Below are 18,052 nucleotides of genomic sequence, written 5' to 3' on the forward strand. Positions count from 1 at the left end.
TGGAGGCATGCTCGTTCCCAGCGGTCAGCTGTCGCCGCTCCAGCAACAGTTGTTGCGGGAAATGGACCTGTGTGACCTCCCGGCACCCGAGACGGCGCCGGAGTCCTACGCGGCCCGGGACCTCGACACGGACGAGGTCCGGGACGCCCTGCCGACCTTGCTGTGGTCCGGGCTGGTCGAACAGCGCGGTGGCGACCGGGGCACCCTCCGCCTCACCCCGCTCGGCGCGGCAGTCCTGCGCGCGGCGGAGTGCGACGAGCTGACGGCCCGCCTGAGCGCGGTGGCTTCCTTCGCCGACACCGTGTCCAGGGGCGCGCCGCCCCGTTCCGCCGGGCACGCGCTGAAACGGCTCGCGGAAGGGACGTGGACCCTGGAGCAGGCGGAGTCCTACGTCCGCACGGGGGAGGCGGGTGGCGCCGACCTCTCATGACTCGTCCGACTGGCCGAAGTCCAGGACGACAAGGCGCCGCGCACGCGTTGCCCCGGGCTGCGGAGGGAGAACGCCCGCCGACGTGAGGTCTGCGACGGTGATGACCGGCGAACTCACGATCTTCGCCGTGAGCGCCTGCTGCGTGGGTGCGAGGTCGACCAGCCGCCGGAGGACGGACAACAGGTTGATCAGCTCCTCCGTCCACTCGCGCGGCCATGACGTGACGTGGATGTCGTCGAGCGGGCTGGTCTTCCTGCTGGTGGGGGAGGCTTTCCGGTAGCCGAACCACTTCTTCACGATGCGCATGCCGCCGACTTCGTAGTTCCACACGGCCGGCGGCACCCACGAGAAGGCGCCCCGGCCCACGTGCAGAGTGGTGTTCTCCTCGTCGTACGCCAGGGTGTCGGGCACATCGGTGCCTATCCCGGTCACGTAGCGCACCTGCCGAGGATCGCCCTGGGGAAAACGGACGCCGTCCTCTTCAGGAGTGGATGCTCCGTCGGGCAGGCCGTGCTCTCCGTAGGTCGCCGCCCACAGGAACTCGTGCCCGATGCGGACTGCCTCCTTCCAGAGGTCCGGGTCGCGTGTGAGAGGCAACCGGACTCCCGGGGTGAGCAGGTCCTCGGCGAAGTGCTCCGTGAAGGCGCTGTGCCCGGCGATGGCCACCGCGTAGGCCGCTAGGTCATGCACGGGCACCTCGGACAGACCCAGAACACCGGCCAGATGTCGGAGCAGCCCGCTGGGCACATTCCCAGAGCCGTCCGGATGGAGAACGGGATGCACTCTGCCGCCACGGCCGTTGAAGTGATGCGTGTCGGGCAACAACGCGGTCGCGACCAGCGCGGGACCGCCGCTGATCTCGTGGCTGCTCTGCTGGTTGAGAAACAACTGCCGGGGTTGCAGGGCCTCCCACAGGTCGGGCCGCGGGAAGTCGAGTACACGGTTGTCGGCGACGAGCCAGTGGCGGTCGAAACTGCGCAGCGCGATCCGCAGCAGCCGCGGCTGAGGGTCGGCCTCGTCACGCATGGTCCGGTCAGGGTGTGGGAAGCCCGGTAAGCAGGCAGGGCGGCTGCCGAGTTGACGGTCTCGTGTCTCCTTGAAGAGCAGTGCCTTCATCTCTGGATCGATTTCACCGACCAGCCGCGCCCACCGCCGCCGCAGAACGCCCCCGGACGGAGAAGTCACCCACGACCGGTTGGTCTTGTTGCCGGGGCTTCCCCACGGAAACAAGTCCTCCAGTGCCGGACACTCATCCCAGCCCGACAAGGTCGCCGGTGTAAAAGGCCGCATCCCCTGCGCGTGCGCATCGCGCCAGCCCCCGTCATCCAGCCGCACCCCCCGAAGCTGCTCGAACTTCTCCGCCCGCCTCCCATGCAGCGCCCTGTAATGGATGCGCGCAGGCTCGTCGGAGTCGTGATCCGCACGCCGTACGAACACGCAGATCGACAGCGGCTGGGCGACGTGCGGGAACACCCGTGTGGCCACGTCCGACCGCTGCCCCTCCGGCGACAGGTTGATGACCCATCCCTCGTCGCACGTCCGGCGCAGGTAATCGCGCATGCCCCGCCCGGCGGGCCCGGTGGCGAACGCGGACGGGGTGATGAAGCAGACGACGCCGTGCCGGTCGTCCGCATGGGCGTCGAATACCTTCCAGGTGGCCCAGCGCCAGAAGTAGACGTACATGTTCTTCAGCGCGTGCTCGTAACGGCCGTTGCCCGGATGCCGGAAGTCGTCCAGGGGAGGACGCCCCTGGCCCTTCACCCGCTTCTCGATCCACCCTCCCCGGCTCTCGGCCTTGTCGTCGTACGGCGGGTTCGAAATGACCACGGTGACGGGGACGTTGGCCTTGACGTGGTTGGCGCGGGCGCGTGACACCGACAGGGCCGCGTACGTCGAGGCGAGCTGCTCCTCCTGGACGTACGGGTCGTCGAGCGTGTCCGTGACGTGGAGGTTGAGGCCGCCGGGCGGGAGCTGTGCCCCGTGCTTCTTCAGCAGGTCGGCCGCGCGGAGTTCGGCGACGGCGAACGGGCCCATCTGGAGCTCGAAGCCGTACAGGCGCTCGGCGAGCCGGCCGATCGCGTCCGCTGCCATGGCCTCGCCGTGCCGCTCGGCCGCCTGCCGCGCCACCCGCTCGATGACGGTGTGCAGGTAGGTGCCGGTGCCCATCGCGGGGTCGACGATGTGTACGCTCTCGTCTCCGTAGCCGCGCGCCTTGCCCAGACGGCTGCGCAGCACCTCCTCGGCGAGGCGCACCATCTCCTCCACTACCTGGTGCGGGGTGTAGTACGAACCGCTGCGCTGGCGGAGGTTGTCGTCGTAGACGGAGAGGAACGACTCGTACAGGTGGAGGTAGGCGTCCCGGTTGCCCCGGCGGATGGTGTCCCACTCGACGGCTGCGACCGTACGGGCGAGAAGGTTCAAGGTCACCTCGAACCGCTCGTTGACGTTGTCGGTGAGGAGTTGGAGCGCTTTGCCCATCAGAGCGTGGCCGGCGTTGAGGCAACGGCGCCCGATCTCGTGGAAGCTCGTACCGGTGACCGGAATGCCCTCCGTCTGGGCCAGGAGCAGCGCGAAGGTGACCGTTTGGGCGTAACCGTCGGCGAAAGTCGAGTCGTCCGCTGTCGGGAACAGGAGTCGGCGCCAGTCGCTCCTGAGACCGGTGAAGGGGCGGTCGGCCGTCGAGTCGGTCGCGTCCAGCCCGGCCTCGGCTCGTAGTTGCTCCCGTACGGCCTCCCGCAGCAGGCGGCACAGCGGTGCGATGTGCTGGACCAGCACCGAAACGCGCCGGATCTCCGGCGGTTTCCAGCAGAGCACTGCCTGGGCCAGCGCGTCGAAGGCAGCGAGGTTGCCCGCTGTCAGCTTCTCCCCGGCGCTTCTCAGGGCGCCCGACAGGACGACCTCCTCACCGATCTGTGCGCCGTACTGGAAGAGCCGCCAGTGAGTGCCGTTGGTGTAAAGCAGGTTGGGGAGGTCGCGCAGCCGTTCCCACTGCCTCTTGTCGTGGCCTGTGAAGGAGTCGGGGTCGATGCCCTTTCCGGGCCGCTTCACCTCGATGTAGCCGGTCACGTCAGCCTTGACGCGTACGGCGTAGTCGGGTCGTACCCCCAGGTGGGGGATGCGGGTCTCCGGGTGCCAGCTGACCTCGTCCATCGCGTGGTTCACGGCTATGGTCCGGAACAATTGTTCCAGAGGGCCGCGGATCGCTGCCTCGCGGTCACCGGGGCCCGCCAGGTTCCGCTTGCATTCTGCACCGAAAGCGGAAACGGCTTCCTGAAGCCACTGAAGACGTGCGTCAGCCATCCTCGATCCCCCGTTCCCCGGGCCCCGAACGCGTCGGGACCAATCCCCTCTTCGCGCAGTATGAGACAGGACATGCCAAGAGGGGGAGGCGCATGCCTGAGTTCTGCCTGTGCAGCAGTGCGCCCCCCCAGCGCCGCCGTAGCAAAGTGCGTGCCTCAGGCAGGGCAGTCCGCCAGCCTGGTTGCCGTGCCCCAACGGATCATCAGGTAGCCGGAACCGCCTATCTCCGCCACGGCGTAGCGAGAGTACGGCCATGCGTCGCCCGCGATCTTCCGCATCCTGCGTAGTGTCGTCGCAGTCCCGCCCGGTGCCGTCGTCAGCGGCCGACTGGCACTGGGTGTTGGTGACGAAGTCGTCCTGCCACGTCACCTGGGGTTCTCGGCCCTTCTCCTCCTTCACCATCACGTACCTGCGGTACGGAAGATCGGGGTGCAGGCGGAGCACGACATCCCGGGCCGTCAGACACGTGCTTCTGGCGATCTCCGTCTCGGCGCACATCGTCTCCTGCTCGTCGGAGGCCGGCGTGTACGAGAGGTAGACCTCCCGGCGCGACTCATGGAACCGCACGGTCTCCGGAAAGAAGTCGGCGCCGTCGCTCAGGTCCTGGGCGAGGAGACCTTCGCCGTGCAGGACCGCGCGCGCCACGTCGTGCTCGCCCGCCCCCTGAGCCGCTCGCGCCTGGCCCCAGCTCTCCGCAGTCGCCGAAACGGCGCTGGCGGTCTGCTGTCTCGCCACCGTGTCGTCCCTCGCAGTGCTCGCGGAGGGCTGCCCGGAACCGGCCGAGGAGGAGAACGAGGCAGACGCTTTGGACGACGCCGCGTGCCCGCCGTTCCCGGCGTCCCCGGGCCGCAGCGCTGCCACGGCCGGCGCTGCTGCTGCACCGACCGGTCAGATGCCGGGGAACCCGGGGGCCCAGGTGAGTCGCAGGCCGACACTGCCCGCAAGTGCGGCCCAGCGGGCATCCGAGGGGCGTCTCTCCAACACCAGAATCGGACGTATGACGGTGCCGGGGAACGCGGTCCGCAGTTGATGGGCGTAGTCGAGGACCTGTCCGATGCCCAAGCGGATCTGCTGGTCCTCACGTGCCCCGGTCAGGCTCTTGATCTCGGCCACGAACACCTCATCACCGCGTGACCAACCGGCGTCGAACTCCGGAGCGCCGGGAGCGTACGTACATGCCTCGACGTCCTGGTGTGACAGGTACGCGATGAGCGCGCCGATTGTCGCCTCGTGCGCGGTCGTCGCCTTGTCGAGACGACCGAGGTCCAGCGTGAGATCACCGGACAGTCGTCGGCCCGTCCTTCTCACTCGGAGGGGACCGCCGAGAATGCGACCCTCGGTCGTAGCGGCTGCGACGGGACGAACACGTCTGGTGCCTGCCCTTCTCAACTCCAGGCACGGCGCGGGACGCCCCTTGAGCAGCTTCGAGAAGCCGTCTGCGTCCACGACGCAGATGTGCCGCCCCCGGCTGCGCTCGGCCTCGGCGTCCACGAGCGTACTGCTGTAGGCGCGACGGTCGTCGGTCACGACCTTGCTGGCCAGATCGCCGTAAACAACCAGGGTGACTTTCCGTGAGAAATCCGTCTTGGGGATGGCTCCGTGTTGTCCTGCTCTCTTGGCGCAGTCCGTTCTGACCGTCCACGCGCCGTCGACGAGAACACGACCCGTGAAGCAGATCGTCTGGCCCTTGAGCCCGCGAACTGTTCCTGTGCAGGGTCGGCGTGGCAAAGCTGCCCCCTCCCTCAGTCGTCGTCCGGAGACAGCCAGCCGATGTGCCGCAGCACGGGCACGATCCGGAAGCAGACGAAGGCGACCACCGGTGTCTCTTCATCCGCGGCGGGAAAGAACACAGCGTGCTGGAGGGACTTTTCGTTCTGTGGGTCGTCCAGGTCCACCGGAGGTAGATCGGGTCGGTCGAACGCGGCATCCAACCTGACCCCCTCTCGGGCAGTCAGCTCACGGAGATGGCGCAGCCCTACTTGGTCCGCGAGGTCCGCTGTCGTGAGCGCCTTCTTGATCCGTGGCCTGCCCTGCGTGTCGACGTACGTGGGGAACACCATGATGCGCAGTTCTCCATGCTTCGCAGTGGCGGAGATCCCCGAGCGCAGCCTGTTGTGCAGGTTGGAGAGGGCTGCGGGCATTTCCGGGACAACCGTGGGCTTGTAGAGCACCAGATCCCGCTCGCCGTTCACCCTATGGTTGTCGTGCACCGTCAGCGTGGGTTGCCCGGGGAGCCGTAGCTCCCACTCGATGGCGCTCGCTCGGGACATCACGCCGGAACAAGTCGTGCCTGTCTTGTCTCTGCACGTCCCGTCGTTGCGAACCAGCACAAGGTCGGTCAAAAGCTGCACGACTCATCTCCCCCCTTTTTCGACATGGCCAACCGCATTCAGTCCCGCCGCGCCAGATCCAGCGCCGCCACCCCCACGAACCAGTCCAGCACCTCGCAGATCTCGTCGCCGTGCTGGGCGAAGACACTGACAGGGAAAGAAGGACGCAGCTCCAACTTCGCCTCAGGCAGGTCGATGCCGTCGATCTTGTTCAGACGGTTCAGCAGCTCCCGGCGCTGTTCGGTGTCGTCGAAGGGGGTACGTGACTTCAGATACTGGAAGACCACCTCGACCGTGCCGCTCACCGGGTAGATCGCCACTGGCCAGAGCAGGTGCGGGCCACGGCTCGTCCCGGTGTCCAGTACCGGGAAGCAGCTGGTCTCCTCGTAGCGGCCGTAGTTGACGTAACCCCCCTGCCGGCGCCAGAAGTCGAGGGCCGCAATGACTCCCGGGTACGCGTCCGGCCAGTGCTCCTGCAACTGCGATCGGAAGCGCTCGGCCGCCGCCGAGTCCTCCCCCTCGGGGAGCGGGTCGTGCGACACCTGCTGTGCGACGTCCTTGCCCAGCAGCGTCGCCAGCTCAGCGGCGGACAGGCGCTGCGAGCGATGCGCCCGGCCCCAGGAGTCGAAGTGCACTCCTTCGCTCGACAGCAGGTCCTGCGGCGGTGGCCGGTCGTCGCCGTCAGCCCAGCGGAAGGCAGGCGAGATTTTGCCCTCCGCGGTGAGGACCCGGTACGCGCCGATCACCGTCGGGTTGGCGCCCAGGTAGGCGCCGACGGCCACCGGGTGGCTGCCGATCAGTTCGGCGACATCGCCGTAAGTGGTCCACGTCCCGCTCGGCATCGCCACGAGTGCGGCGCGCAGCTCGGCCCAGCCCGGAGACTCCTCACCGGCCGGTTTGACCCCGCCGATGGGACCCGGCCACAGCTCGACCGCTCGCTCGGCCAGACGGTCGGCCCGCTGCAGGATCTCCGCCTTGCCCCAGCGCTGTGCCGAGGAGATCTCGAGGTTCATGCGCAGGGCGCTGGAGTCGAGGATCTGCTGCTTGCGCTCGAAGGGGTGATTGGACAGTTTGGCGTTGTCACCGGTCAGCGTCAGATTGCCGAGTGTGTGCACCAGGAGGTCGTGGAGTTCCTGCGGCGTCTGGTTCGGCTCCGTCTCCTCGGCGAGGAGGTCGAACCACGCCGGAGCGGGGCGCTGCGGCAGGACGTGCTCCACACTGAGGGACGCCCTGGCGAAGTCCACGGGCTCGGATGCGCGGTAACTCTCCTCCAGGCGGCGCAGGATGTAGCTCCGCTGCGGAGGACGGCCGCTCCAGTAGAAGGGCTTGGTGCGGATCGCCTCGCGCAGTTCCTCGTCGCTCGGCCACCGACGGCGCCGACCGGAAAGGAACCGCCGTACCGCCTCGGCGGTAGGCCGGTCGGTCTCCAGCTCCTTCGGAGCCTCCATGAAGATCCGGTTCAGGCCGGTCGTCGGAGTCTGGCAGATCAGGCGCCGCACGAGATAGGACTCGACGTAGCCCAGCGCCTGCGCCGCGTCCTCGGGAGTGGTCCTGCCGGCAGCGAGAAGGTCGAGCAGGTGCAGCGCGAGCGGATAGTGCGTCTGGCCACCCCAGGAGGCAAGGCGCTCCAGGACCGCGCGAAGGGCAGGGGACTGCTCACGGGCTGGGTCGACGATGCGCAGGAACCTCCCGGCCCGCTCGGCCAACTGCTCGATCTCGCGCTGCAGCGCGTCCTCGTCACCGGCCAGCGGTTGCAGCCGTTTCTGCTGCTCGCGGTAGATCTCGCTCTGCTTGGTCTTGTAGTGGCCGCGTACCACCAGGTCCAGCCAGACCAGCAGCTCGAGGTTCTTCGGACCGAGGCTCTGCTGCATGGGCAGCCACAGTTCCTGGTAGATCCGCTCGCCTCGCTTGGGCAGCAGCATGAACACGTAGTTGCGCAAGAGGTCGCTCTGGCTGAGCCCGACCCCGGTGTTGTTGATGGACTCGAAGATCCGGTAGACGTTGTCGCCGGACTCGGCCGTGATCTCCACGATGGACAGCAGATCCTTGAGGACCGTTTCGACCGTGGCCGTCCAGCGCTCGTCGCCCGCCTCGTGGCCCTCGGCGAGTGCACCGCGGAAGAACCGGTAGGCAGCACCGATGTTGTCGCCTCCGCCGGCGTCGGCGCGGGACTGGACACAGGCGGTGAACGCCTCACGGTCCGCCTGTGTGGGCAGCAACCGGTAGTGGTCCGCACCCTCGTGGAACTCATTGACCAGTATCTGGCGGTGCACCCGATCCACACCGCGCGCGTCACCGGTCTCTTTCAGATGGTCACGAAGCGCCGTGAAGGCCAGCATCAGCGTGGTCAGCCGCTGCTGTCCGTCGACCACCAGCCATCGCTGTACCCCGCCCGCCTGGATCTGGCCCGGTGCGAGCACCACGGAACCGAGGAAGTGCGGCGCCGCAGTCTCACCTGCCAAGTGCTGCTCGACGAGTTCCCCGACGTCCTCCCACAGCCGCTGGAGCTGTTCCCTGCCCCAGCTGTAGGTGCGCTGGTAGAGCGGCACCTGAAACTGCTTGTCCCCCTGGACCAGCTTGAGGAAGGTGATTTCCTGGGCGCGCATGCGCCTCCTCTCCTAGGAGCGGCCGTCCGTTGAATCTATGCCTTTTCAGGCAGTGTTGTCCGCCGATGTCAGGGCTGAGCGGCTGGAGATGCGCGGCATCGTCTCGTTGGGGGAGCGGCGTAGCAGCTTGATGCTGCGGCCCTCGATCCAGGCGTTCCACGCCTTGAGGTAGTAGAGGAGATGCTCGCGCGAGTCGTCGCGGCGCCGGTGCGCGTTGCCGAGGGCCAGGTTGAGCATGGTGTTGCGCAGCGTGAGACGGGGGTCGCCCGGCTCCAGGCGCGCGCCGGTGACGACTCCTTCCTCCCACGCGGACTGGTCGACGTCGGGCCGGGCCTCGGTGGTGACGTACCAGCCGATCGTCGCCGCCGTGACGGTGATGCGGCACCCTCGATTCAGTGCGATGCCGTGGTGCAGGGCGTCGCGGATGCCGGGGTGCTTGGCGAGCAGATCCAGGAGCTGGTCGTTGCTGGTGACCGAGGATCCACCGCTCCACGAGGAGTTGGGGGCGTTCCGGTAGAGGTGCAGTCCTCGAAGAGCTGCCGCCAGGTGGGTCGCGTTGGTCTCACCCGCGAGGGCGAGCGCGTCGCGGCCGGTGCGCTTGCGGCCCGTGTCCATCACGGTGAACGCCGTGCGCGGCACACCGTGCGTGACGGTCAGCTGCACGGTGACGCCCGCCTTGACGACGGCCGCCAGGCGGTGCTGCCCGTCGATGAGAACACCGTCCTCGTCGAAGGCGATGCCTTGGTGGGTCAACTGCCATTCCCCACGCTGGATCTGGCCAGCCAGATACTGCACCGTGCTCTTGCTGAGCGGCCGGTTGTTGGTGTTGCGGGTGAGCCACTCTGCCGCCAACTGGGGCGAGACGTCGACCACTTGCATGTGCATGGCGCGAGTACCTTCCTCCGGGAGCGGCGTCACGAGATGCACGGTGACGCGTTGAGTATCCTGCCGTGCGACTGTGAACTTAGTCAACGTGCTTCTCGTGGCAGCGGCTTCATGATGACGTCCGCGGCGGATTGGAGGCGCTTCTGAATCACTCATCAGAGGCGATATGTGTCGGCGGGGTCTCCCGAGCCGGGTGAAGGTGTCGGCTTTGCTGATACGCTCGCCGCGTGTGCTCAGTTCACACTCAAGTTCACGCGCCGGGGGGCGCCTTGTGTCCGGCTTGAGGTGGCCGGGCGCGATGTCACTGAAACGGGCCACCAGATGGTCCTCAGCAGCAGTGGGGGTGGCGTGTGAGTCAGCATGAGAGCGGGCCGGGCGACGGTCTGCGGCCTGTCGGTTCTGTCTACCAGTACGACGACGGCCTGTACGTGCGCGTGGACGACGTCCTGCCGTACGAACTGGCCGACGCCGACGACAGCCACGGTTACCGGCCCGGCGACGACTTGGTGCGCTGCACCCTGCACCTGAGCAACGGCACCGGACGGCCCGTCGACCTCGACGGCATCACCCTGCTGGTGCGCGGCGGACCGTACGGCAAGACGGGCCGTCAGGTGCAGGACTACCGCAGTGACGTGCTCGACGAGGAGCTGGAGGGCACCCTGGGCGCGGGACGCAGGGTCTCCGCCACGTGGGCCTACAGCATACCGGCCGGCACCGCCGGCGATCTCGACATCGAGGTCCGTTTCCGGCACGCGCACGACCGGGAGAGTGTCACCTTCACCACGGCCCTGGCCGCCGCGTCCGCCGCACTCGGCACGAGCAGCGGCACCGGCACCCGCGTCGCGTCCTTGTCCGTGGCCGGGGGCTCGGAAGCCGAGCCTGTGAGCGACCTCGGCGGCACCGCCGGCGGAGCGCTCGACGCCGTCCCCGCCCAGCCGGCCGGTCCCTGGCGGCAGGGCACGCCGAAACCCCTGCCGCAGCTCTCCGCGGACGAGCTCGACGCCGCACGCGTGCGGCAGATCTTCCGCTTCCTCGCCGAGGCGGAGGAGTCCAAGACCCGCCCCGTGCGCACGCTCGACGGCGCGGCCGGCACCGTGTGGTTCGACGAACTGCCGGACGACGACGGCGTAGACGTGATGATCGACGGCGTACTCGCCACCGACGAGCCGGCCTGGCTGACCGTCGCCCGCCCCGAACGCGAGGACGCGCCGCACCCCGAGCCCCTGCTCGCCCCCTGGGTGGACGACACCCGCATCCGCGACTTCAAGCAGACCCGCGCCCCGCACCTGCGCCGGCGCATCGAACCCGAGTTTCCCGACTGGTCGCAGGGCATCCCGCTCGACAAGACCTACCACGAGCTGGACGAGCACCCCCAGCGCGAGAAGATCGAGAAGCTGTACGCCGCCTGGGAACAGGAATGGCTCGCCTGGGCGGAGCGGCGCCGCGCGATCGACCCCGTCGTCAGGCTGTACGACCGGCTGCACAAGATGCACGAGGACGCCGCCAACCTCGGCGAATCCTACGAACTCGTCCTCGGCCTGGGCCGGCTGACCTGGCAGACGACCTCGGGTCAGCGGGTGGAACGGCACCTGGTCACCCACCGGGCCACCCTCCGGCTCGACCCGTCCACCGGCACGCTCACCGCCGCCCCGGACCCGACCGGCGCGGGCCTGGAACTCGAAGAGGGCATGCTCGAAGGGGCCCAGCACGTGCCGGGCCCCGTTCGGGAGGAGATCGTCGAGGTACTGGAAGGCGCCTCGGACGCGACGGACCCCGAACACCTCGACGCCGTCCACACCGCCCTGCGCAGCTGGGTGAACGCCGCACACAGCGCGGGGAGTTACGCGCCATCCGTGGACCGCGCCAAGCCTCGCACCCTCGACGTTCCGCAGGTGGGGCTCACGCCCGCACTCGTGCTGCGTGAGCGCAGCCGCCGCTCGACCATGGACGCCCTCAAGGCCATCGCCCGGCAGATCGACGCGGGCACCCCGCCCACCGAACTGCTCCGCTACATCGCGGGCCGGGACGGCGCGCTCACCGCGGCCGACCTCGCGGCGGCGGAGGACGACGGCACGGCGCACGACAGCGGCGAGATGTACTTCGCGCTGCCCGCCAACGAGGAACAGCGCACCATCGCCGAACGCCTGCGCGCGAACCGGCTCGTCGTCGTCCAGGGGCCGCCCGGCACCGGCAAGACGCACACCATCGCCAACCTGGTCACGGACCTGCTCGCGCAGGGCAAGCGGGTCCTCATCACCAGCCACACCCCGCGCGCCCTGCGCGTGCTGCGGGACAAGCTGCCGGAGTCCATCCGTGACCTTTGCGTGAGTCGCACCGAGGACGGCGCCGCCGCCCAGCGGGAGCTCGAGGCGTCCGTGCACAGGATCCTCAGCGAGTACGCCGGCTATGACGATAAGGCCTCCCGGAAGCAGATCAAGACGCTCCAGTCCCGCCTCGCCAAGGCACGCGCCGCCCAGCAGACCATGCTGCGCGACCTCGCCGTACTGCGGGAGCAGGAGACCCACCGCTTCGACGCGGAAATCGGCGACTACAGTGGCAGCCTCCAGGAGATCGCCGAGCGCCTTACCGCGGAGGCGGCACGACACGACTGGCTCGGCCCGGTCCCGCAGGAACAGCCCGGCCTGAGTGCCGACGAGGCCCTGCGCCTGCTGCACACCACCCGTGCCTACACCCCGCACCACCGGGCCCTGGCCGCCGAGGTGCCCGGACCCGCCGAACTGCCGGGCCCCGGCGACTTCGAGGAGGCCGTGCGGGTCGTACGGTCGGCCGAGGAAGCGCACGCCGCCGCGCGCCGGGATCCCCTGTGCGAAGAGTACGACACGGCCGTGCGGAGCCTCAGCGAGGTCGAACAGCGCCGGCTGTCCTCGGCGCTGGACGCGTTCTCCGCTGCCCGCGCCCGTGCCGCATCCCTCGCCGCCCCGGCCGGTGCCTGGGCCGCGGCACTCCTGAAGGAGGTGACCGAGGGGCAGGACTGGCAGGCACGCAGCCGCCGGGCCGCCGTCACCGAGACCCTGGCAGCCGTCGACGCCTCACTCGCCACGCTGGGCACGGCCATGGTCAGCGGCCTGGAGCAGTACGACCCTGCCGCGGCGCTCGCCCAGGCCACCGCCCTGCACGACGGACTCGGCCAGGGCCAGAAGCTGCGCGGCCCCCTCGGCATGCGCTCGAAGCTGGCGAAGACGGTCGGCGCGTTCGTGGAGACCGTACGGGTCGACGGACGGGCACCGGAGGACACCGCGACGGCGGCCGTCGTCCTCGCCCGCGTCCAGCTCGAACTGCGCCTGGCACAGGTGGAGTCCGAGTGGGGCACCCCCGTCGCAGCCTGGCACGGACACGGACCGCGCCTCGCCCGGCTGCGTCAGGACGCCGAAGTGCTCGACGCGCTGCTCGCCGTCGCCGCCACGTGTACCGACGTCCTGACCGCCGCGGCCACCTCGCCGGCACTCGCCGTCGCCACCTGGCACGACCCGTCCGTCGAGAACGCCGTACGCACCCTGCTGCGCGCGGCGACCACGCTGCGCGCGGCCGAACAGTCCCGCAAGGCCATCGCGGACACCGAGGAACTGCTGCGGGCCTGGAGCGACCGGCCAGGTGTCGCGCCCGCGGTTCTGCGTGCCCTGGACGCTGTACGGAAACGGGACCCCGACGGCTACCGCTCGTTCGGCGACGAGATGGCCGAGGTGCGCGAGGCCGCCCGGCTGCGGGCCGAACAGGACGCGGCACTCACCTGTGTCCGCGAGGCCTTCCCGGATCTCGCCGAGCGCATCATCGGCACGCACGAGGACACCGCCTGGGACACCAGGCTGCCCTCGCTCGCCGAGGCCTGGGCCTGGTCCGCGTGGCGCGAGCGCATGGAGCGGCTGACCGACCCAGAGGCCGAGCGCACCCTGCGCAAGCGGCTGACGGAGGCCGACGACGAAGCCCGCATCATGCTCGCGCGGCTCGCCGCCGCCCGCGCCTGGCACCGCTGCCTCGGTCTGCTCACCGGCGACCAGTCCCGGGCGCTCAGCGCCTACCAGCAGGCCGCCCGGCGCATCAAGGGCAAGTACCAGCACCGTTATCGGCGCGACGCACAGGCCGCCCTGCGCAAGGCGCAGACCGCGGTGCCGGCCTGGATCATGCCGCTGCACCAGGTCGCCGAAACGGTGCCCATGGACCGGTCCGGCATGTTCGATGTCGTCATCGTCGACGAGGCCAGCCAGTCCGGTCTGGAGGCCATGTTGCTCAGCTGGCTCGCCGACCGGATGGTCGTCGTCGGCGACAGCAAGCAGGTCAGCCCGTCCAACGTCGGCCTCAAACAGGACGAGTACTTCCACCTCAGAGACCGGCTGCTCACCGCGCTGGAACCGGACGTGCGCAGCCTGTTCGGCCCCGACTCGAGCTTCTTCGACCTCACCGAAGCGCTCTCGGCGGGCCGTGGCACGCTCATGCTCAAGGAGCACTTCCGGTGCATGCCGGAGATCATCTCCTTCTCCAACGACCTCTGCTACAACCGTGATCTGCTGCCCCTACGGCAGTACGGCGCCGACCGGCTGCCCCCGGTCCGCACCGTCCACGTCGAGCACGGCGAAGCTCTCGGCGCGAACTCCCGGCTGACCAACACCGCCGAGGCCGAGGCCCTCGTCGACGCGATCGTGCGCTGCTGCGCCGACCCCGCCTACGACGGGAAGACCATGGGCGTCATCAGCCTCCGCGCCAGCAAGGGACATCTGACGGAGTTGGAGAACCTGCTCGCCGAGCGTCTCGACTACGAGCAGCGCGAGGAGCGGCGCATCCGGGTCGGTGACGCCGAGGACTTCCAGGGCGACGAGAGGCACGTCATGTTCGTCTCCTGCGTCAACTCGCCGTCCACCGCTGCCGGATCCGTTCCGGGCGGCTTCAACGGCAAGACGTACGAGCAGCGGATCAACGTGGCGGCCTCCCGCGCCCAGGACCAGGTGTGGGTGTTCCACAGCGCGCGCGCCGAGCAATTCCATGAGAACGATCTGCGCCGACGGTGGCTCGACCACCTCACCAGGCCCGTGGAGGAGGACACCGCCGCAGTCGAGGGCGAGGTTCTGCCCGACGTCAGGCACGAAGCGTTCGACAGTCTGTTCCAGCAGAAGGTGTACCTGGAACTGACGGCGCGGGGCTATCGGGTCCGTCCGGGATACAAGGTGGGGCGCCACACCCTCGACCTGGTCGTGGAAGGTGGGACGCGCCGGCTCGCGGTCGCCTGCGACGGTGACGCCTTCGCCGAGGGCGAGGACGCCGCCACCGCGGCGGCCAGACAGCGCGACCTGGAACGGGTCGACTGGACGTTCGTCCGGATCCGGGGCAGCCGGTTCCACCTCGACCGTGAGCAGGCGCTGGCGCCGCTCTGGGCCGAGCTGGATCGCCTGGGCATCGAGCCGGTGAGGGAGGAGGCCGAGCCGCGCAGTGAACACAGGGAGGTAGCGGGCGACCCAGAAGCGGCGACCGACGCTGCCGCCGTTCCTGAAGCGGTGACCGTGCCGCCGCCCTCGGATCCGCGCGAGTCGCTGCGCGGTCCGGCCCGGGAGGCGACGCCCGCCGCGGCTAAACCGCCCTCGGTTCCTCCAAAGCACCGGGCCGTCACCGGAGCATGTGCGGGCACCACACGGTCGTCGGAGCCCGAGGCGGCGCCGGCCTCGGTCGCCCGGGGCTCACTGCCGGTTCGGGAGATCCCTGCCGCCGCCTTCCAGCGGCTGGTCCGCGAGGTGCAGCAACTGCAGGCAGCCCTGGACACTCCCCACGAGATCCCCGACGGGGCGGATGCGGCGCAGCTCGTGTTCCTCAGAAAGACCCATGCCGACCAGCGCGACCGGCGCACGAAGCGCCTCGCCTTCCTGCGGACGTTCCTCGACGCCGTCAGCGTAGGGCGGGAACCGGTCGTGCCGGACGTCGTCGTCCCGGGCGCGTTGCTGGTCCTGGAGTTCGACGGCGAGCTCGAAGAGGACACGCTGTACACCGTCGCCGAACTGCCCACTGAGGAGGCGGACATCGTCTCCCCGTCGTCTCCCCTCGGCCATGCGCTGATGTGGCAGCCCGCCGGACGGGAGATCTCGTACGACGCGTCGCAGGGCAAGGCGCGCTCGGTCGTCGTGCGGGAGATCCGGGTCTGAGCACTCCGGCAGCCGGCCCTGTCACCCCGTACGGCGAGATCCGGGTGACAGGGCCTGTGCGTCTCAGTCGGCCACCGGGTCCAGCAGGCGGCTCCGCTCACCGCTCCAGGAGATCGCCAGTGCGTCACGCGCCCGCGTGCACGCCACGAAGAGCAGACAGTGCTCGGCCAGCAGATCCGATCGGTGCTGCACGGCGTCCTCGTCCGCCGGCGTCACCTGCGGAGCGAAGGGAAGCACGCTCGACGTCACGCCCACGACGGCGACGCAGCGGAACTCCAGACCCTTCATCCCGTGCATCGTCGCCACACGCACACCCGACACCTCCGGCCCCGGGTCGTCCTTGACCGCGACCGCCGGGACGCCCTCCCGGCGCAGACGCGCGATGACGGCGTCGACCAGTGTGTTGAACCGGGCGCACACCGCCACTTCGGACGGCTTGACTCCGTCCTGGTCCACCCAGACCCGGATCTGTTCCACGAGCGCGCGCAGTTCGTCGTCCTGACTGGCGTGGCCCCGGGCCACCGGCACGCGGCCGTGCAGCTCGGACCGGTAGCCCCGCAGCGAGTCCCGGCCGCCGTCATCGTCGTCGTCCTCGCCGAGCCGGCCCACCGGCTGACCGTCCAAAAGCGACGCCGACCAGCGCAGGATCTCCTCCGTGCTCCGGTAGTTGACGCGCAGCCGGGACGTGCGCCCCCGCACGTTGACACCCAGCGAGCGCAGCGAGACCCGGGAGTCGTAGATGCGCTGGTGGGGGTCGCCGACGAGGAACAGGTCGTCGGACTGCTCGGCGACGCAGGCGCGCAGCACCCGCCACTGGGCCGGGTGCAGGTCCTGCGCCTCGTCCACCACGACGTGACGGTAACGCGGCCCCTGCTCCCCAAGGATCCCGGCGGCCTGGTCGCAGAGCATGGTGTACGTCGCCGAGTCGCGCGAGGCCAGATCCGCGGTGAACCGTTCCATGACCCGCCACAGCCGCGCCCGTTGCACTCGCCCGACCTGCGTGCCGCGCCCCCTGCGCACACACCGCAGGTACTCCTCGGGCGTCCGCAGCCCCTGGGCGAGGACGACGCCCCGGAACTCCTGCGAGAGGAAGCGCTCCGACCAGGGCAGGTCCTCGCGTGCGGCGGCACGGGTCCAGGCGCTTTTCTCGGCTGCCGCCGACAACGGCTTCGGTGAGCTGCCCCGCGCCTCCCGTATGACCCGGGCGGCGAGCGAGTCCACCGTCGTGACGTCCACCCGGTCGATCAGGTGGGCGTCGGCGTCGCCGAGCAGGAGGGCCAGGTTGTCGCGCAGGGCGGCCGCCATGGAGTTGGTGAAGGTGGTGAGCAGGATCCGGTCGCCCTCGCGTCCGGTACGCAGCAGATGCCGCACCCGGTGCAGCGCGACGACGGTCTTGCCGGTGCCAGGACCGCCCGTCACCTGGGCCGGCCCGTTGAAGCCCGGGTGGTAGGCGTACCGCCGCTGGGCGGGGTGCAGGAAGACGCGCCAGCGGGTGAAGTCCTCGGTGAGGATCCGCTCCAGCTCACCGGGGCCGGTGACCTCCACGATGCGGTCGGGCGTGTTGAGGATCGCCTCGCTGAGCGTGACGGCCGGCCGGTCCTCAGCCGTGCGCACCGTCTGCCCGCGCGGGGCGATCAGCTGCTCCCAGACATCCTCGGGCGAGTAGTCGGCCGCCAGGTACTCCAGCACCTCGTACTGGTCGGCGGGCATCATGGGCGGCGCCATGACCGTCAGGTCGTCGGTCGTGACGCACACCCGTGCCAGCCGCAGGACCTGCTCGTCGATACCCAGATCCCGCAGCACGGTGTCGGAGTGCCTGGCGAAGAGGCGCGCCGGGGTCTCGACCGCCTTGGTCTCGAAGTAGGTCTCCATCTGCTCGAGCGCCTCGACGTTGCGGACCTCCAGGCCGCCGGTGGCACCGTTGACCGAGTAGGCGCGCTTGCAGGCCCAGTTGATCGCCTCGTCGTGCGGAGCGACCCGCAGCAGTGTGTACAGCTCGCTCCCGTCGTCCGGGGCGAGGAGAACCCCCCGGTAGAACCTGGTGATCCGGATCGTACGGATCCGGGAGTCGCGCGCCCCTTCGAGCTTCTCCAGGTGCATTCCCTTGCTGGCATGCAGCTGAGGCACGGTCAGCCTGCGGAACATCTGGATGGCGTCGTTGACCTCCTTCTGGACCGGTCTCTGCAGGGAGATCAGATCCTCGACGAAGTCGTCGGAGAGGGCGAGACGGGGCATGGGCGTCCTCGGGTCGTGGGCGGGCGGTGGGCGAGCAACAGCCTAGAGTCTGATCGGGACGCCGAGTGACGGATCTCGCCCTAATCATTGTGTGAACTGAGTCAACGATCTATATTTCTGTTG

At 69.4% G+C, this 18,052-nt stretch carries 8 protein-coding genes; 2 read left to right on the plus strand and 6 right to left on the minus strand.

Annotated elements, in window-relative coordinates; genetic code table 11:
* Positions 1–7 precede the first annotated feature (7 nt).
* The gene (locus AB0412_RS05765) at positions 8–430 is read left to right on the plus strand and encodes a hypothetical protein (RefSeq protein WP_366401206.1); all 423 of its coding nucleotides are present in this window, start codon (positions 8–10) and stop codon (positions 428–430) included.
* Here the strand turns inward: AB0412_RS05765 and AB0412_RS05770 are convergent.
* The 5 genes from AB0412_RS05770 to AB0412_RS05790 all read right to left on the minus strand — a co-directional run bounded on the left by AB0412_RS05770 (position 425) and on the right by AB0412_RS05790 (position 9,551).
* Entirely contained in the window at positions 425–3,592 is a 3,168-nt protein-coding gene (locus tag AB0412_RS05770; RefSeq protein ID WP_366401207.1) for a type ISP restriction/modification enzyme, read from the minus strand. The two genes, AB0412_RS05765 and AB0412_RS05770, sit on opposite strands and share 6 nt — an antisense overlap.
* A 1,026-nt stretch (positions 3,593–4,618) precedes the next feature.
* Positions 4,619–5,458: a hypothetical protein gene (locus AB0412_RS05775; protein WP_366401208.1), complete on the minus strand. Its 840-nt coding sequence runs from the start codon at positions 5,456–5,458 to the stop codon at positions 4,619–4,621.
* Positions 5,459–5,472: 14 nt separating this feature from the next.
* Positions 5,473–6,081 (minus strand): hypothetical protein, encoded by a 609-nt coding sequence (locus AB0412_RS05780; protein ID WP_366401209.1) that lies wholly within the window; start codon positions 6,079–6,081, stop codon positions 5,473–5,475.
* Between the two features lie 38 nt (positions 6,082–6,119).
* Positions 6,120–8,666 carry a DUF262 domain-containing protein gene (locus AB0412_RS05785; RefSeq protein WP_366401210.1) on the minus strand — a complete coding sequence of 849 codons (2,547 nt, stop codon included), beginning with the start codon at positions 8,664–8,666 and terminating at the stop codon, positions 6,120–6,122.
* 45 nt (positions 8,667–8,711) lie between these two features.
* Complete coding sequence (locus AB0412_RS05790; protein ID WP_366401211.1) at positions 8,712–9,551, minus strand: hypothetical protein; 840 nt, start codon at positions 9,549–9,551, stop codon at positions 8,712–8,714.
* Between the two features lie 350 nt (positions 9,552–9,901).
* On the opposite strand from AB0412_RS05790, the gene AB0412_RS05795 reads away from it, so the two are divergent.
* Positions 9,902–15,694: an AAA domain-containing protein gene (locus AB0412_RS05795; protein WP_366401212.1), complete on the plus strand. Its 5,793-nt coding sequence runs from the start codon at positions 9,902–9,904 to the stop codon at positions 15,692–15,694.
* Positions 15,695–15,757: 63 nt separating this feature from the next.
* Here AB0412_RS05795 and AB0412_RS05800 read toward each other — a convergent pair whose 3' ends face one another.
* Entirely contained in the window at positions 15,758–17,929 is a 2,172-nt protein-coding gene (locus AB0412_RS05800) for a UvrD-helicase domain-containing protein (RefSeq protein WP_366401213.1), read from the minus strand.
* Positions 17,930–18,052: the final 123 nt, after the last annotated feature.

This window comes from Streptomyces sp. NPDC052012, assembly GCF_040689265.1.
Lineage (GTDB): Bacteria > Actinomycetota > Actinomycetes > Streptomycetales > Streptomycetaceae > Streptomyces.

Coding starts and splice junctions, on each gene's coding strand:
- AB0412_RS05765 (WP_366401206.1), top strand. CDS start 8: ATGCTCGTTCCCAGCGGTCAGCTGTCGCCGCTCCAGCAACAGTTGTTG.
- AB0412_RS05785 (WP_366401210.1), bottom strand. CDS start 8,666: ATGCGCGCCCAGGAAATCACCTTCCTCAAGCTGGTCCAGGGGGACAAG.
- AB0412_RS05790 (WP_366401211.1), bottom strand. CDS start 9,551: ATGCACATGCAAGTGGTCGACGTCTCGCCCCAGTTGGCGGCAGAGTGG.
- AB0412_RS05800 (WP_366401213.1), bottom strand. CDS start 17,929: ATGCCCCGTCTCGCCCTCTCCGACGACTTCGTCGAGGATCTGATCTCC.